Source organism: Endozoicomonas arenosclerae, from assembly GCF_001562015.1.
In the GTDB taxonomy this organism is placed as follows: Bacteria; Pseudomonadota; Gammaproteobacteria; order Pseudomonadales; family Endozoicomonadaceae; genus Endozoicomonas_A; species Endozoicomonas_A arenosclerae.
This window is the reverse complement of sequence record NZ_LASA01000051.1, coordinates 161,097-177,157: the sequence shown is the minus strand read 5'-3', so window position 1 is coordinate 177,157 and position 16,061 is coordinate 161,097. Positions and strand designations below refer to the sequence as shown.

Annotated in this window: 11 protein-coding genes; 5 read left to right on the top strand and 6 right to left on the bottom strand. The window is 48.8% G+C overall.

Features of this window, described 5'->3' with window-relative positions; translation table 11 throughout:
• The first annotated feature begins 70 nt into the window (after positions 1-70).
• The 3 genes from WG89_RS03925 to WG89_RS03915 all read left to right on the top strand — a co-directional run bounded on the left by WG89_RS03925 (position 71) and on the right by WG89_RS03915 (position 7,375).
• Entirely contained in the window at positions 71-3,184 is a 3,114-nt protein-coding gene (locus WG89_RS03925; RefSeq protein WP_062261546.1) for a hypothetical protein, read from the top strand.
• 21 nt (positions 3,185-3,205) lie between these two features.
• Complete coding sequence (locus tag WG89_RS03920; protein WP_062261543.1) at positions 3,206-6,352, top strand: hypothetical protein; 3,147 nt, start codon at positions 3,206-3,208, stop codon at positions 6,350-6,352.
• Positions 6,353-6,562: 210 nt separating this feature from the next.
• Positions 6,563-7,375, top strand: a complete 813-nt coding sequence (locus WG89_RS03915) for a PTS sugar transporter subunit IIA (protein ID WP_062261541.1) — start codon at positions 6,563-6,565, stop codon at positions 7,373-7,375.
• A 126-nt stretch (positions 7,376-7,501) separates the two neighbouring features.
• On the opposite strand, the gene WG89_RS03910 is transcribed toward WG89_RS03915, so the two are convergent.
• The gene (locus WG89_RS03910; RefSeq protein ID WP_062261535.1) at positions 7,502-7,960 is read right to left on the bottom strand and encodes a hypothetical protein; all 459 of its coding nucleotides are present in this window, start codon (positions 7,958-7,960) and stop codon (positions 7,502-7,504) included.
• 465 nt (positions 7,961-8,425) lie between these two features.
• Between WG89_RS03910 and WG89_RS03905 the strand changes: the two genes are divergently transcribed.
• The gene (locus WG89_RS03905; protein ID WP_062261530.1) at positions 8,426-9,391 is read left to right on the top strand and encodes a LysR family transcriptional regulator; all 966 of its coding nucleotides are present in this window, start codon (positions 8,426-8,428) and stop codon (positions 9,389-9,391) included.
• 12 nt (positions 9,392-9,403) lie between these two features.
• On the opposite strand, the gene ilvM is transcribed toward WG89_RS03905, so the two are convergent.
• From ilvM to WG89_RS03885, 4 genes are all read right to left on the bottom strand, one after another.
• On the bottom strand, positions 9,404-9,688 hold the full coding sequence (gene ilvM, locus WG89_RS03900) for an acetolactate synthase 2 small subunit (RefSeq protein WP_062261527.1): 285 nt from the start codon (positions 9,686-9,688) through the stop codon (positions 9,404-9,406).
• Entirely contained in the window at positions 9,685-11,331 is a 1,647-nt protein-coding gene (gene ilvG, locus WG89_RS03895; RefSeq protein ID WP_062261524.1) for an acetolactate synthase 2 catalytic subunit, read from the bottom strand. The genes ilvM and ilvG overlap by 4 nt, the downstream gene beginning before the upstream one ends.
• Positions 11,318-11,530, bottom strand: a complete 213-nt coding sequence (locus WG89_RS03890) for a hypothetical protein (RefSeq protein ID WP_062261521.1) — start codon at positions 11,528-11,530, stop codon at positions 11,318-11,320. The genes ilvG and WG89_RS03890 overlap by 14 nt, the downstream gene beginning before the upstream one ends.
• 336 nt (positions 11,531-11,866) lie before the next feature.
• Positions 11,867-13,207, bottom strand: coding sequence for a BamA/TamA family outer membrane protein (locus WG89_RS03885; protein WP_062261518.1), 1,341 nt, complete (start codon positions 13,205-13,207; stop codon positions 11,867-11,869).
• A gap of 197 nt (positions 13,208-13,404) precedes the next feature.
• Here WG89_RS03885 and WG89_RS03880 point away from each other — a divergent pair, with 197 nt between their 5' ends.
• The gene (locus WG89_RS03880) at positions 13,405-15,093 is read left to right on the top strand and encodes a SufS family cysteine desulfurase (RefSeq protein WP_062261515.1); all 1,689 of its coding nucleotides are present in this window, start codon (positions 13,405-13,407) and stop codon (positions 15,091-15,093) included.
• On the opposite strand, the gene WG89_RS03875 is transcribed toward WG89_RS03880, so the two are convergent.
• Complete coding sequence (locus tag WG89_RS03875) at positions 15,065-16,000, bottom strand: bile acid:sodium symporter family protein (protein WP_216638431.1); 936 nt, start codon at positions 15,998-16,000, stop codon at positions 15,065-15,067. The two genes, WG89_RS03880 and WG89_RS03875, sit on opposite strands and share 29 nt — an antisense overlap.
• Positions 16,001-16,061 lie beyond the last annotated feature (61 nt).

Below are 16,061 nucleotides of genomic sequence, written 5' to 3'. Positions count from 1 at the left end.
CTATCAAGCTCTCTGGATAAGTGCGGATATTTATAAAGGGTAAATTGCGTTTATTCATCAGGGAAAGCTAATGGAAACCAGTGGCAGCGGACGATCCGGAAGATCAGGTAATACTCCAGCCGGGTCTGTTTCTCAGACTCAGCCCAGTAGTAGTGCGTTGCATAATCAAAGAAAGGTCAGCAGCAAGAAAAGCACTCAGGTTCAGAGGCATGTGGCGGAAGGAGGGAGACAGGATGCTTTTGTTCCCTTGCCAATGAGGAAGATTACCTCGGTGGGGAGCTGGCTGGCTGGACTGGTAGGTTTTCTGAAAAAACCGGTCATGGCTTTTGTAAGAGGTTCTATCCAGAATGCTGCTGACGCTCATGTCAAACAGTTACAGGAATCCATTGAAGTCCTTAAAGGTGAGATCGCCGGGCTTGAAGGAGAAGTGGCTAAAGCACGACAGTTAGCCCAAAAGTATCAGAGAGAGCTTGATCAGACAGAAAGAGATCCAGCTACCATGACCGCCCACGATGTCAAAATATATACCTTGACCCTCAGGGCCGTAGCGGACAGTGAGGAGGAAATTGCAGAAAAGAACGCAAAGATTGCGAATAAAAAAGCCAAGATTCGTAGAAAAGCTGCAGAAATCAAAGGGCAGCCCGATCAGGTAGAACTCTCCGCTAAAATGACATCGGATAATCTTGAGCCCGGATTAAGAATACTGTTGGGCTTGAGGAGCGTTTTTGAAAAGAAAAAATCGGATAAGTCAGGCAAAAAAACCTACGAGATTTCGGCGGGTAATCTGATCTATTCAGAGCCCGGAGCCCCTACCTTGTCCATTGAAGACATGAAGATTTACATTGATGAATTCAGTGAATCTCCGGGCCCTGTTCTAACGCTCAATATTCCCGCTATTCAAGGCTGGATTAAAGGAACTGGCCAGCGAATGCAGCTCTCTGTGGGTGGTCGTGTTGTTATCTCACCTCCACTGAGTGAACCTCTGAAGGAAATACTGACCTGTGGAAAACTGAAAGTCACCGAAAAGATGGGAGCTTTTTCCAAGGTATTTACTCAATTTAGCGAACAGATTGCCAAACCGGACAGTGAACAGCTTTTCAGTGATGCGATCAAAGTGGATATCCGTCACTTTGATCAGCTGGATGGCCAAAGAGAGCACAGTGTTTTAACACATCCTGTCGCATCAGCCATGGCGACATTGCTCAACCCCATGCTGACTGGATGGCAGAATGCCAAGAATAAGAATGAGCTAGAGTTGGCGCGATCACTGGCAGGGTTAGACCGGAATCAGTGTGACTGTTATCAGGCAAAGCTGGTTGCCCTGAGAAAAATGGAGAGTGAACTTCAGGCTATGCAGCCTAAACTGGTTGATCCTGAGGGAAAGAAAGAATTAAAAGAGCAGCTTGAGCGAACTCAGCAGCTGATAAGGAATGCTCATGGAAAGCATGTTCTCAATCAGAGCCATCTGGCAGCCAGGGAAAAATCTATACAATCGCTGGAAGGACGATCCGCCCCGGCCAGACAGGCCCTGAACAATTATCAGAATATGCTGCAAATGTTTTTCGGTTTAAGAGCCAGGCTTCTGGGCCATGTGCAGCAGAGACCCCTGGAAATCACCATGCCTGAGCAACAGGTAGATATCACGGGAGCAGGCCACCTTCGATTATATAACCTGAAGATGAACCTTCAGGAACTGACCGCGAATGAAGATGGCTCTGTTGATATCATCATTCCGCAGCTGGAGTCACAGGTAGCCTTACACAATAGTGCCAGTCAAAAAGAAGAGTCTGTGCCTGTCGGTTTCAGGGATGTAAAAATCCATATCCATCCAACCATTGCTCCACTGATTCTGGGAGCGTTGAACACCCGCTTCCCCATTGACGTTGAAAAAGTCGAACGCCTTATCCGGTCATTTACCCAGCAGACATCAGCTTACAGAGACCCGGGAACTGGTGGATTAAGCCCGAAAGCGATCGGTGAGCATGTGGATATCAGTATCGGCAACGTTTCATTCACGGGAGGAGGGTCGGCCGTGGAGTGTGATGCCAGACTCCGGTCTGACCGAATTCAGCTGGCTGAGAAAATGTCAGATTTGCTGGCCAGTCCAATGTCCCCTCAAAAGCTGGAATCGGTTCTGGAAAAAGAACTGGGTCTCCGGGGCGAGCATGCCTCGAAAGTATTGAATGTGCTCTCATTGGGGTTGCTGGGTTCAGAGCCAGAGCCTTTGCCTGTTCCAGACCCTGTAATCCCCATGATGGTAGCTGACGAGGAGGAGTTGACGGCAGGGCAAAGGCTTACTTCCCAATTGTCTGTCAGTTCTGAACAGTTGGAAGTAGAACCTCAGGAACGTGTAGAAGAAAAGGTAGACGTTGATCCAGAGCCTGTGATCCCTGAAAGGCCAGAAAGTCTGACCATTGTCGTTGAAGAGGAAGCTCATCTGGAACGAAATGATACGGCGATTCACTCTCCTGATTTATTGTCTCCTGAGTCACCACTGGAGAATCTGGAAGATAAGATTGAGCCAGTCACTCCTGTGTCTCCCATTAGTGTTGAGCAACTGGATGAATTAAATGAGCCGGATGAGATGACTTCAGCCATTGAGGTGCTTCCTGAAGAACCCGTTATTGAAGCTGTTGTCCCTCGTTCTTCTGAGAGCATCAGTATTGATGAAAATGAAGCGGTTCTATCCATAGGATCAACAGGACCTGTGACGTTTACTCCGGTTCGTCAGGACAGCCTGGAAGATTCCATTTCACAAAGTCCTGTCATTGACGAATTGCAAGAGGCTCCTGTACTGCACCAGATTACCCTGCCTGAGCTTCAGCATTGTGAAGGGGTTGAGAATCCTGTGGTAGATGATGAGGAGTCCGGGGAACCTGTCGTCAGTTTTGATATGGCAACGGATGTAGGGAAGCTGTTCGGCAAAGTTAATTTCTTTATTCGCTGGTTGCTGGGAGGCGAAAAGACCTCTCTGGCTGTTTCCAGTGATACTGAGGGTGGTGTTCTGGAGCTCGGCAAACCCAGAGTAGCTGTGAAAAAGTCCGGTTTTCTTGGGTGGCGAAGCTTGCTGGCTAATTATTGGTTACAGCGTCAGCTGAAGAAAAGGCCACTGACTCTGGAACTGGATATCAGACCAGAACAGAAAGCATTGAGTTTGCAGTTTGTAGAACCTTCTCAAGTCTAAGGAAAATTTGGGAAAAGCAAAATGAATGTAGGGAGTGAAGGAACGGGCAGGAAGCCCCCACAACTATCTCCATCTTCTGACTTACCTAAAGAAGCTCAAGGGGTTCGTAAGGAAGAGGCCACCCGAAAGCAGGTGTTGTCTCGTTCAGAACATAAACCCTTCCGATCTCTTGCAGAAAGGGGTATTGAGACTGTCCCCGTTAAACCTGGTCTGTTGACCCGGGCACTCAGTTCGCTGTCGTCCAGCTTTATCTCTTTTTTCAGCTCTGCAATTTCATCGGTGGCTGGTGCCAGTCAAAAGGAGATCCGCGACTTAATTTCTGAGGAACATGATAATCAGAAACAGATCAAGCTAGACGTCAAAGAGTTTGAGGCCTCTCTGAAACGCACTGACAAGGCACTGCAAAACTTACGTAAGAGTATGGAAGCACTGACTCCTGAGCAGATGGAAGAATACAGCGATCTGGTGAGGGAACAACAAAGGACTCGCGAACAATTAGTTCTCAAAAGAGCTTATTTGACAAGGTCGGCGGAACAAGTCCGATCCTATGAACAGGCTTTGGCTGCCAGCAAGAGCAAGCAGTCCCTCAGTATGAAAGTGCTTGAGGAGAATATTTCCACCGGTATTCAAGCTCTTATGGTGCTGAAAGATGTTTTCAATAAAAACAAGAAAGGGAAGCATCAGGGCAAGGTGTTTGAGATGCGTTTGGGTGATGTAAAAGTGGCTGACCCTGACCGTTATGATTTTCAGGCTAAAAATCTGGTGGTTAATGTCGGTCGCTTCTGTTTTGAGGATGGACATCTTGAGCTGGAAATTCCGGAAGTATCGGCCAACTGCTTCTCGCTGGGCGAAGGTAAAGCTGTTGGCCCAATTAAAATGAAAGGTGGATGCCGAGTCCGAATTGGAGAACCGTTGGCAGAACCTCTGAACAAGTTATTGACCTGTGGAAAAACAGAGATTTTCGGGGCGTACAAAAAAGTGTCTGAGGCATTTGATGCCCTCTATGCAGAAACATCCGGACTTGATGCTGAAAAACATTTGGGAGATGTCATTCAATTCTCAGTTGATGGTTTGGAAACTGAGGAAGGCAGTGTGACATCAGACCTGTTTTCTGAGGCGATGGGGGAGGCTGTAATTCGATTGCTATCTCCGGTTGTGACGACCTGGAAAAAAGAGCAGGGCGCTGAGAGCCTCAAGAAATCCAGAGAGCGGGAAGATGGCTTCACTGTCAAAGCCAAAGGTATGGCGGCTCTGTGTCAGCTGAGAGAGAAAACCGTAAAAATGCTGGAAGAAGATCTTCCAAGGATGCAGGAAGGCGAGGGAAAAAAAGAATGTCAGGTGATGCTGACAGATTACCGGCAAAATCTGGATCGCACTCAAACCTTGCTTAAAGAGAGAGAAAATGAGTTATCGAAGCAGGAAAAGCATACTGCAGCCATGCTTTATAGAGCGTCCAATGCTGGAAAATCAGTTCAGTCTTATCAAAATGCCCTGAAGTTGTTTCATACACTAAGAGGTGTCGTCAGAGGGCAGCTTTCAGGCCAGCCAGCTTCAGCATCAATGGCATTCAGTGAGCAACGTATCGACTTTACTGATACGGCCCATGCCGAGTTGTCTTCTGCTTCTCTGCAGCTTTCAGGGTTTAGTCTGGATGAAGAGGGTGTTCTGGAAATCAAAGTGCCTGATGTGTCGCTTAACCTGGGACTGGTTAATGAAGTGTCTGATACCCGCGAAGAGTTTCCAACCAGCCTTAAAGATGTCTCTCTGAAAGTCAGCCCTCCGATGGGGGCTATTGTTCACGAGATATTGCTGTTGGACTTCCCTCTGGAGTTTAAGACTCTGGAGTTGTTGTGGAAGAAATATCAAGATTGTACTTCTGAGCATTACAGCCGGCATGGAGCCCATGATCCTGTTGATGTGGCCAGTTATTTCTCTGTTGATGTGGGCAGTGTGGCTTGTCTGGCAGAGGGCGATATTCGTATTGAAGCTGGAGATCGCTCGATTAAAGACAAAGAGCTGATGGTTCTTGCTGTCTCTCGTCTTATGGGACAGGAGCTGAAGGTCACTGAGCTGGATCAGCTGTTCCGCAAGGAAATGGGTATGAACCCGCAGTCATCCGGCCAGATAATGAACCTGCTTTGTCTGGGCTTGCTGGGAGAGCCGGACGAAGAGGATTCTGTAACCGTCATGGAGCCTGAAATGCTGGAGGTGTCTGATCCATTGTTGGATACAGTGACAGCCAGAGTTGAGGAACCTTTCACGAACCCTGTGACCTTTGTGGATTCCCCTGTCAAAGACTCAGTCGGAGAGCTTTCAGTCTCAACATCTCCCGAACCTTTTGTCATGCAGGAGCCACTCGAGCCTGTCATTCCAACCAGTAATAGGACCCCTGATGAAGTGCGTGTTGATGATGAGGAAGGCGAACGGAATAGTCTGGAGAACAGTGCTTTAGATCCTCTGCCTCTAACTGTTTCTGATTCTTTGGAAGTAGATAATGAAGTGCTTCCTTCGCTTCAAAGTGATTCTGAGACGCTTTCTCCCGCCATTGTACAGAAAGGTCTTGCTACAGGTGTTATACCTTCTTCTTTGCCCGGTGAGGTTGAAATTACCCCCAGAGTCAATGAGCAGGAAGACATCCGGTCTGAGTCTCCTCAAGTACAGAAGGAAACTCCAGTATCCCCTTCTTCTAGTACCAGGGTTCAGAGTGATTCCAGATCAGAAGGTAAGGGCGGACACAAGAAGCTTGTGTTCAAGAAACGACAGGAAGCGGGAGAAAAACCGGCGCTCTCGAAGAAAGAGATTCGAGTGGCTCAGTTAAGCCATTGTCAGGGAGTGAGCCAGGTTAAAACAGCGGTGAAAGATGACAGACTGGAAGTCAGTTTTGCTGTTAAGGCACCTACTCTCAAGGTGCTTGGAAAACTGCCATTCCTGCTGGGTTGGCTGGTGGGCTCTGACCTGTCTTTGTCAGTTCAGAGCCCCCTGAAAGAAGATGTTGTTCAATTCAGTCAACCTTCCATTCAAGTGCGTGGTGCGAGAGTCCCCCTACTGGGCACATGGCTGGCCAATTACTGGTTAAAGCGTGCAATGACCAAAGGGCAGTTAGGGATTGATACCAGTCAAGTTGAAGGACGGTCAGGACTGCACTTCGTCAGAAATGAGACTGTTTGAAACAGCATTATTGGGCAGGACTCACCCATCGGATTATTCCCTATCAATCAAGTTTGGCGCCTGGATATGTGATTTCTGTGCCAGCTCGGTCTACCTTTGTTGTACTCCAATGATAAAAAAGCTGACCTGAAGGATAAGTGGTTATAAAGGCACTCTTACGTTTTGGCTATATTGGGTTGGCTGAAACGATTTAGCGCGGTTTGTTTACTGATGTTAAAACTCGAAAAAACACAGATTTTTTTACAGCAGGAGGCCAGAAGCAAGCAGGAAGCCTTGCAGTTAGCTGGCAACAAAATGATCGAAACAGGGCTGGTTTCTGCTGAATATCTCCCCGGTATACACACCCGTGAGACGCTCGCTTCTACCTTTCTGGATCATGGCATTGCTATCCCCCATGGGATGCCTGAAAGTCGCCATGCCATCAAGAAAACCGGGGTCGTTGTGATCCAGTTTCCCGAAGGTGTGGAGTGGGGCGTGGATCAGCAGGTGTTTCTGGCTTTTGGCATTGCGGCCCAATGCAATGAGCATCTCAAGATTCTAAGTGGTCTTACCCGGGTCCTCGATAATCGTCCACTCTGCAGCTATCTGGCTCGAACCCGTGAGGCTGGCAAAATTGTCGATGCACTCGAGGGCAAGCTTCTACCCGGGCTGGGGAGCCAGAAGGAGTGGCAGAATGGCTACATGAAACAGTCCAGAAGAGAAACCTGTGAACGCGGATGGGTTAGCCGGACGGGCAGCAAGGTCAAAGAAGTAACCAGAGAGTATGTGATCCGAAATACCAATGGTTTGCATGCCCGGTGTGGCAGCGCGTTTATTTCTGCTCTTACAGATTATGACACCCGTGTTGATGTCCGAAATGTCAGTAAGAACGGCGACTATGTCAATGGCCGCAGTCTGGTGAAACTGCTTGGGCTTGAGCTGGTGTGTGGTGAAACGCTGGGGATCAGGCTTTCTGGTTTGCATGCCAGTGCAGCATTAAAACGACTCGAACAACTGATGGATGAAGAGCTGACTTCGATCTAAAAAAGCAAGCGCCCTTGGTTGGGCGCTTTGGCTAACTCATCTGAATCTTATGCTGGGCAGCATAAATTCGATTGGCTTTTCTGATTTCATCCAACTGAGAGATGAAATGTTGTTCGTTATTCGGGTTTAGTGACGGGTTTCGCTCGCTGGCATGATGTTAGGGTGATCAAGCCATTCTTCAGGGCTCTCATCAATGGAGTCCACTGCTTCGGCTTCATTCAGTTCACCCCGGGTGGCCAGCACGGCCAGTTCCTTGGCAAAGTTCTGTAATAGGTCGATCACTTCCTCCCTGTCAGGATCGAGGCTTTCATCAAAGGTAATATTGAAGAGAGGATCGTCGTTTTCATACTCCTCTCCCTTGCGCATGAGCGTCATTTGAAGGCCGGGATGCTCATAGTCCGCAACTTCGGCCAGCTTGAATGTAACTGACTGGGCTTCCCTAAGAACAGACAGCAGTTTCAGGGCTTCTGCAGCGCTGATATCACCTGCGTCGACACAGGCTTCAACGTACTCCCTGGCTGATAATCCCGAGTCCAGGTAGTTGTCAACCAGATCCTGCAGTTCTTTGTACTTGTTATGGTTCATGGACCCTCCTTACTGCGCTTTCAGTAATGCCTGTCAACAGATCTGTCTTGGGAGAAAGCTCAGACAATCTCCCGGAGACAGCCGGGCCGTAAATCACACAACCCGCTATGGTTTCCGGACGGCTGGACAGAACCTGTAAACGAGCGCACATCTCCAGTGTACCTGATTACGAATCAAATGAAAGTTTAAATAAGTATTTATACTTTGTCGTATTTCGGATGATACGCTGGCTGCAATAACGAGCCCCTTCCCCTGCAGGCTTTTGTTATTATTTTTATTCTGAATGAGCTTTCAAATTGAAAGATTTTATTCAAAATGCGGGGCTGTTTAGCCATACTTCCTTACTCTTGGTTTCCCTCAGCGCTACTCACCATGAAAAACATTTCGAATGATCGTTTTTGTGGGTAAGGTAGGCGCAAAATGTTTTGTTGTCGTTTTTGTAGTCGCTATAGGCATTAGCCATTTATGAATCTTTCCAGACTGAATCTAAACCTGCTGCCTGGCCTGAAAGCCCTGCTGGATACACAGAGTGTTTCCAAAGCAGCACAGATGATGTGTGTGACCCAGTCTGCCATGAGCCGGACTCTGGCCCAGTTGAGGGAAGCGTTAAATGACCCGATTCTGGTCAGAAAAGGCAATCGTATCTTTCTGTCAGAGAAGGCTATGTCATTGCATGAAGATGTGAATCGTGTGGTGTCTGAGGCCAGCAGCATCTTCGAGAATCAGCAGTTTGATATAGCCACTACCCAGCGCCACTTCAGGATCGCTTCCGGTCATATGGTGCTGGAGAGAATACTGCCCGAGGTGTTGCAGAAGATCTGGGCTGTAGCTCCAGGGCTGACGTTTGAGCTGCAGGCCATTAATCCGGCGGTTGATGTGGCCACAGGTAAGCTCGATCTGTCTATTGGCTATATGGGTATTCAGGATGAAGGGCTGTCCAGTTTCTCCCTGATGAAAGATAGAATGTGCCTGATTCTTTGTGAGAATCATCCACTGGCCCATGAGGCTTTTTCCGAGGAAGCCCTGAGCGCTTTCTCCTTTGTGGTTCAGCGCGACAATATGAATCTGCACCAGCAGGGGGAGATCAATAACTTTCTGCAAACGGTTCAGGTCAAAACCTGGTCTCCCAGTCTCTCTGTCAGCCTTGCTCTGATCAAGGGGACAGACTGTGTATTTCTGGCGCCGGAGTCGTTGTCGATGTTTATGGCTGATCTTTCAGGCTATGTCATCCGGGAGTGTCCAAAGAGTATTCCTCCGGTGAGCTTTAATATTGTCTGGCCTGAATACTGGGAGTTAAATCGTGCCCACCGATGGATGAGGGAGTTCGTCAGGGATGAATTGCTGGAACATATTCAGAGTAAAGAGCTGGATATGTTTGTCAGTGAACCTGAGGGTGATCAGGAAGAGGAAGCTCCTCAACCTGATTCTTGATACTCCTGCCTTTCAGATGATGCTCTCCTGTCGAAGAGTCGCCATAGGCTGATGAACCTGGAGAACATCATACAGTGTTTCTATCTGGCTGGTGAGCATCTCTATAGGACGTTCACTGCAGACATCGATGTCGGCCGACACCATCTTGCCACAATCAGAGCTGCGCATGGAGAAGCTTTCAAGGTCAAACCCACGGTGTCTGACCACTCTCAGCAGTCGCTCCATCACTTCGGGTTTCTTATGACACTGAATGGTCAGTGAGTAGTTACTTTTGGCTGCTTGCTGGGAAGTGTTCATGCGCTTACCTCCATCATTTCGTGGTTAGCGGCACCGGGGGGCACCAGGGGCCATACGTTTTCTCGCTCATCAATGCAGACATGAAGAATCCATGCACCGGGAGCCTGGAGCATTTCGTCCAGAGCCGGGAGCACTTCATGTCTTTCGGTAATCATTCTGCCTTCAATACCAAAGGCTTTGGCCAAGGTGACAAAGTCCGGGTTATCTGAAAGATCTGTTTCGCTGTAACGCTGGTCAAAGAAGAGCTCCTGCCATTGCTTCACCATGCCCAGTCGCTGGTTATCGAGCAAAACAATTTTTACAGGCAGCTGTTTGCGTTTGATGGAAGCCAGTTCCTGAACATTCATCATGAAAGAACCATCACCGGAAACCAGGATGACATCATCTTCCGGTCTTGAGATAGCCGCGCCAATAGCTGCGGGCAGACCAAAGCCCATAGTGCCCAGTCCGGCACTGGAGAGATGATTGCTGGGGTGATAAAAACTCATATGTTGAGCTACCCACATTTGATGCTGACCTACATCACAGCTGATAACGGAGTTTTCGCTGGTGGCTTCTGATAACTGTTTCAGAAGCAGTGGCGCAAAAATATCTTCCCCTGGCTTGTCATAGCACCACTGGCTGGAAGCTCGACTGGTCTTGCAGTGATGCATCCAGTCTTCTTTCTCCAGGGTGATGTTCAGACTGCTGAGATTTTTTTTCAGACAACCGCTCAAGCTGACATCGGCAAGGCGGCGCTTGCCAAACTCTGCAGGGTCTATATCCATATGGATGACTTTGGCGTTGGGTGCGAAGCCTTCGAGTTTGCCTGTCACCCGATCATCAAAACGGGCGCCAATGGCAATCAGCAGATCGCATTCCTGGACCGCCAGATTGGCCGCCCGGGTTCCATGCATACCTAACATGCCCAGGTAGCCATGGTCGTCAGGGCGGACAGCTCCAATACCTTTCAGTGTGCAAACACTGGGGATTCCGGTTTGGGATAAAAACTCACGGAGTTCCTCAACAGCATTAGCCATACCTACACCGCCACCTACGTAGGCAACGGGTTTGTTGCTTTTCTGGAGCAACGAGATGGCGGTATCAATCTTGTCGAAACTGTCTGCCGCTCTCTCCTCGATCACATCAAGGGGTGGCGCATAATGAGCTTCAGACATTTGAATATCTTTGGGAAGATCTACCAGAACGGGGCCTGGGCGGCCGGACTGAGCCAGGATGAAAGCTTTGTTGAGAGTGTCGCAAATATCGTCAGGATCAGTCACCAGGAAACTGTGCTTGGTACAGCCCAGAGTCATACCCAGAATATCGATTTCCTGGAAAGCGTCTGTTCCCATCATCGCAGTAGGCACCTGACCTGTGATGGCTACCAGCGGGATGGAGTCCAGCATGGCATCGGATAAAGCCGTAATCAGATTGGTCGCACCTGGGCCTGAGGTCGCTATGCAAACCCCGGTTTTTCCACTGGCTCTGGCATAACCTATGGCTGCGAAGGCCGCCCCCTGTTCATGGCGACAAAGCAGATGCTCAACACCGGATTCAAGCAGGGCATCATACACTGGCATGATTGTGCCGCCGGGATAACCAAACACATGACGAATGCCACGTTGGGAGAGATTCTTTACAAGTGCGTTAGCGCCGTTCATGGGACGGTCCTCTCTCCTGGCCAGTATGAACTTCAGCCTTGATACGTACAGGCTTACGATTGCTCAGTTCAAACCACTGCTGCAGAGAGAAGAAAACAGCAACAGGGAGGATAACCAGCAGCAAAGCAGGCAGGCTGATGACGGCGACAATAATCAGACTTAGAACGGCAATAATCAGTTTGTTGTTGACGTTTAGCATGGTTCTATCCTCACTGTTGGGAGCAATGTATGGGTTTGCTCCCGGGGTTTTTCAGACCCCAAATATGAAAAAACCCCCGGACCTTTCGGTGCGGGGGTTTCCTGGAAACTCTGATCTGTCAGCCAACAGACCCCCGCGCGGAGATGTTAATCACCACGACTAGTAGCATAATAATGTTGCTGATGGGGTTAAGTTTCATGACAGACAAATACAAATTCGGTTGTTCGATGTATTTTTAGATATAACACACGGAGCCAGCATGTGCCAGAAAATATATTTCAGGGGACAGTAAAAAGAAGGGGCCAGTAAGAAGAATATTTCTTACTGGCGAGTGAATCAGAAGGGCTGGTTTATAAAGATACGAAGCTGGTTATCTTCTTTGCTGCTGGCGATTTCAGTTCGAACCGTAACACCTTCAACCTTGAAGCGAATACCTCCACCCACACTGTATTTCATATCGCTGTGCAACTCGCCCAGGTCAAAGTCATCGGCTACTCGACCGGCATCAATAAACAGGGTCCATTGCCACCAGGGGATGTCGTACAAAGGCCCGATGATGGGCAGATCTTCCAGAGGCTGCCAGTGAGGAATGGCTCTGAATTCCAAGCTGTAGGAGACCGCAGAGCGTCCATAGAAACGGTCGGTGTTGTAGCCTCTCAGCTTGTCCCAACCCCCCAGAGATACACCGGCAAAAGAAGGAGGACGCTTGTACTCTTCTACACCATTGACGTTAGTCGTGTCATTCCATGTTGGGGTGTCAGCGATCCAGGCATTGAAGGCAATGACCTGTTGATCAAGGTATTCATTACTACCCAGATTGATGAATTTACTGAATTCAAACTCCCAGGTCGCCCAGTCTGCCCGGTTTTCACTTCCCCAGTCTTTGGTGTAAGTGAAGGTGGTCTGACTGCCGCGGGTAGGCAGTTGGCTGGAGTTGCGGTTGTCGTAGTCCAGAATAAACTTGATGCCTGCTGCCCGGTCTGCAGAGTCGGGTGAAAACTCTTCCAGCTCCTGGCTCTCGTAGAATGGTTGAACCTCGAAAGAGCTGATACCAGAGGTCAGAGGGTTCCATTCTTTACCTGCAGCAGCGTTGCCCAGAGCATCCTGTTTCAGGCTGGCCAGTGCGCCGTTTCGACCTTCAGCAATAGGGAGGATGTATTTAAAGCGGGCTGCGTATCGTTGTTCAACACTGCTGGTAGTGACAAAGTTCTCTTTGCTGGAGTCGTTGCTGCCGGGTTGTTCAGCACCAAATTCTGGATTGCCTGGCAGATAATAACTGGATTGTTTGTAGTCGCCATAGAGAGCGTTAACGCTCACCAGCATCTGGTCCAGACCTGGAATGATGACGTTATGCAGGCCGGTATAAATCAGGGCTGAGCCGTTACTGGAGGCAATAGCAGTACCGAACAGGGATGCCTGTGGTTGTCCAATACCCTTGATAATACCGGCACCACCAAAAGCGGTTCCCCAGTCTTCAGAGCTGAACAGGAAAGGCACCCCGGCAACATCATGCTCCTTGGCTGCAGGCTCAGAAGCTGCAATAGCATTTTGAGCACTTGCTGCCAGTAGCAGGGAAGCAGCAGTGCTTTTCAGAGTGAAAGCTATTCTGCTAGCGGGTTTTGTGTGCTCAGGCAAGGTGCAAGCTATTTGTTGTCCGCTATGGGCATTATTCAGCATTATGTGTGTTCAGCAGATTCTTGAATAACTCGCTATTTTCTAATTGGTTCGCCCGTTCTGGTATAAGAGGTTATTCCTATTGACCGCCATATATTGAAGTAAGTTGATCGACTTATTTGGCGAGAGTGTTTTCCGCCTGGTCTTTATCTCCCGTCTGTTCTCAGTAAAATGCCCGCATCGGATCAGGATAAGGTCTTATGAACCTGAAAAAGCAGTTCCCCATTCTGGAGCAACACGCTCATGGTCAGCCCCTGGTGTATCTGGATAATGCAGCTACCACCCAGAAGCCTTTCCCGGTGATTGAGGCCATTGACCGTTTCTACCGGGAAGCTAACGCCAATGTGCACCGGGCTTCTCATTACCTCAGTGCTCGTTCAACCCACGCCTTTGAAGAGGCAAGGGAAGAAGTCAGACATTTCCTGAATGCTGCTAGTTCGGATGAAATCATCTGGACTCGGGGGGCGACAGAAGCTTTGAACCTGGTGGCTCAAAGCTGGGGGCAAAGCCAGCTGCAGCCGGGTGACGAAATTTTGCTCTCCGCCATGGAGCATCACGCCAATATTGTTCCATGGCAGTTGGTAGCCCAGCGGATAGGAGCCGTCATCAAGGTGATTAATGTCACTGACAAAGGCGAGTTGGATCTAAACAGTTTTCGTGAATTGTTGACGAATAAGACCCGTATTCTATCTATTGCTCATGTTTCCAATGCCATTGGCACCATTAATCCAATTGAGACGCTGATTCTTGAAGCCAAGGCTAAAGGAGCAGTCGTTCTGGTGGATGGTGCTCAAGCGGTCGCTCATACGTCTGTAGACGTGCAAAAGCTGAACTGCGATTTCTATGTGTTCTCAGGCCATAAAGTCTTTGGTCCGACTGGTATTGGGGTTTTATACGGTCGAAAAGCACTGCTGGAAGCTATGCCTCCCTGGCAGTCTGGTGGGGAGATGATTCGACAGGTCAGCTTCAGTGGTACCACGTTTAATGAGTTACCGTTTAAATTTGAAGCGGGTACACCCAATGTTTCTGGTGTCATAGGGCTCAGGGAAGCTATTCGGTTTGTGAGAGCTCTTGATATGAATCAGGTGGCTGAGCATGAAGCTGAATTAAGAGAGAGAGCAGAAGAAGGCCTGAAGAAAATTCCGGGAGTCAAACTGGTGGGCGAGGCAGAACAGAAGGTATCTGTCGTTTCGTTTGTGGTGGATGGACTGCACAATCAGGATATCGGGCTGCTATTGGATCAGCAGGGTATTGCGGTTCGCACAGGTCATCATTGCACCATGCCTTTGATGGAGCATCTGGGTCTGGCTGGTACAGTAAGAGCGTCTTTTTCTGTCTATAACACTCTTGAAGATGTGGATGCCTTTCTTAATGCACTGACCAGTATTGTCAAAGGTGAGTTTGCATCTTTACCTGAGGAGGGAGCGGTTGAAAGCCAGTCTGAATTCTTCAACCAGCTTCAAGGTGAGCATGACGATGCGTTTTCACAAGAACGGATTTTTCAGCAGATTACTGCGGCTCGAAGCTGGCAGGATAAATACCGTCATATCATGCTGCTTGGAAAAACACTGCCGTCACTGCCTGATGCTATGAAGACGGAAGAGTCGCGACTACATGGTTGTGAAAGTACGGTCTGGCTGCATCACTTTTATGATGAGCAGACCATGACGCTATATTTTGCAGTGGATTCCGATGCACGAGTCATCAGGGGGCTGATTGCCATAGTGCTATCGGTATTCAATGGCCGTAAACCGAATGACATCAGTCGTTTTGATGTCGATGGCTGGTTTGAAAAGCTGGATCTTTATAATCATTTGAGTCCGTCACGAGGGAACGGACTCAGGGCAATCATCGAAGAGATCAGGTCTCTTGCTCACCGGTTTGGGTAGAAGCATTCCTTGCCCACCAGGTAGCAAGAGCAGAGCCGGTAATGTTGTGCCAGATACTGAAGAAGGTAGCTGGCAGAGCTGCGCCAGGGGTGAAAAACTTGGTGGCTAATACCACAGCCAGGCCAGAGTTCTGCATACCTACTTCAATAGCTACTGTTTTGCAGGTTTTCTTGTCAAAGCCCAGCAAGTGAGCAACTAGATACCCCAGGCTTAGACCTGTGCAGTTATGCAGCGCTACAGCCAGAATGGTGATGAGTCCAATTTCCGGGAGTGCCTGAGCATTGGAAGCCACAACCACTGCGATCACCAGGATAATGGTGGCCATGGAGCAAAGTGGGAATACGGGATTCAACTTCTTCACAAATCCATGGCAGAAATGATTGATCAATACACCCAGTGCTACCGGGAAAAGCACGATCTTGGCCAGTCCCCACATCAGATCCCAAGGGTCTACTTCAATATATTGGTGAGCCAGAAAGCTGATCAAAAAAGGTGTGGCAAAAGCGCCAATCAATGTTGATGCAGCAGTCATGGATATAGAAAGCGCTACATCGCCTTTTGCCAGATAACAGAGAACATTGGAAGCTGTTCCACCCGCTACACTGCCCGCCAGAATCATACCGACCGTAAGGTCTACCGGAAGTTCAAGAAGCTGAGCAATCAGTAATCCTGCAAAGGGCATAATGCCAAATTGGAGAAAAACGCCTGCTGTTAAGGCAGGGAGGCGGTTACGAATTTGAGCAAAATCTTCCCAGGACAGTGTCAGGCCCATAAACAACATGATCAGGCTGAGGCCGGGAGCAATCAGATAACCCAAATGGTCAAATCCACCAGGGAAGGAATAGGCAAGAGCTGAAAAGAGGACAGCCCACAAGGGGAACAGTCGTGTAATCGTAGTTAACAGCATGACGTGATTATTTTTCAGTGCTTTGTTATTAATAATCTCCAGACGATAGGGCGAAAGTAAA

Bases quoted from the DNA above. Each gene is read 5' to 3' on its own strand.
- WG89_RS03925 (WP_062261546.1), top strand. From the start codon at position 71: ATGGAAACCAGTGGCAGCGGACGATCCGGAAGATCAGGTAATACTCCA.
- WG89_RS03920 (WP_062261543.1), top strand. From the start codon at position 3,206: ATGAATGTAGGGAGTGAAGGAACGGGCAGGAAGCCCCCACAACTATCT.
- WG89_RS03915 (WP_062261541.1), top strand. From the start codon at position 6,563: ATGTTAAAACTCGAAAAAACACAGATTTTTTTACAGCAGGAGGCCAGA.
- WG89_RS03910 (WP_062261535.1), bottom strand. From the start codon at position 7,960: ATGAACCATAACAAGTACAAAGAACTGCAGGATCTGGTTGACAACTAC.
- WG89_RS03905 (WP_062261530.1), top strand. From the start codon at position 8,426: ATGAATCTTTCCAGACTGAATCTAAACCTGCTGCCTGGCCTGAAAGCC.
- ilvM (WP_062261527.1), bottom strand. From the start codon at position 9,688: ATGAACACTTCCCAGCAAGCAGCCAAAAGTAACTACTCACTGACCATT.
- ilvG (WP_062261524.1), bottom strand. From the start codon at position 11,331: ATGAACGGCGCTAACGCACTTGTAAAGAATCTCTCCCAACGTGGCATT.
- WG89_RS03890 (WP_062261521.1), bottom strand. From the start codon at position 11,530: ATGCTAAACGTCAACAACAAACTGATTATTGCCGTTCTAAGTCTGATT.
- WG89_RS03885 (WP_062261518.1), bottom strand. From the start codon at position 13,207: ATGCTGAATAATGCCCATAGCGGACAACAAATAGCTTGCACCTTGCCT.
- WG89_RS03880 (WP_062261515.1), top strand. From the start codon at position 13,405: ATGAACCTGAAAAAGCAGTTCCCCATTCTGGAGCAACACGCTCATGGT.
- WG89_RS03875 (WP_216638431.1), bottom strand. From the start codon at position 16,000: ATGCTGTTAACTACGATTACACGACTGTTCCCCTTGTGGGCTGTCCTC.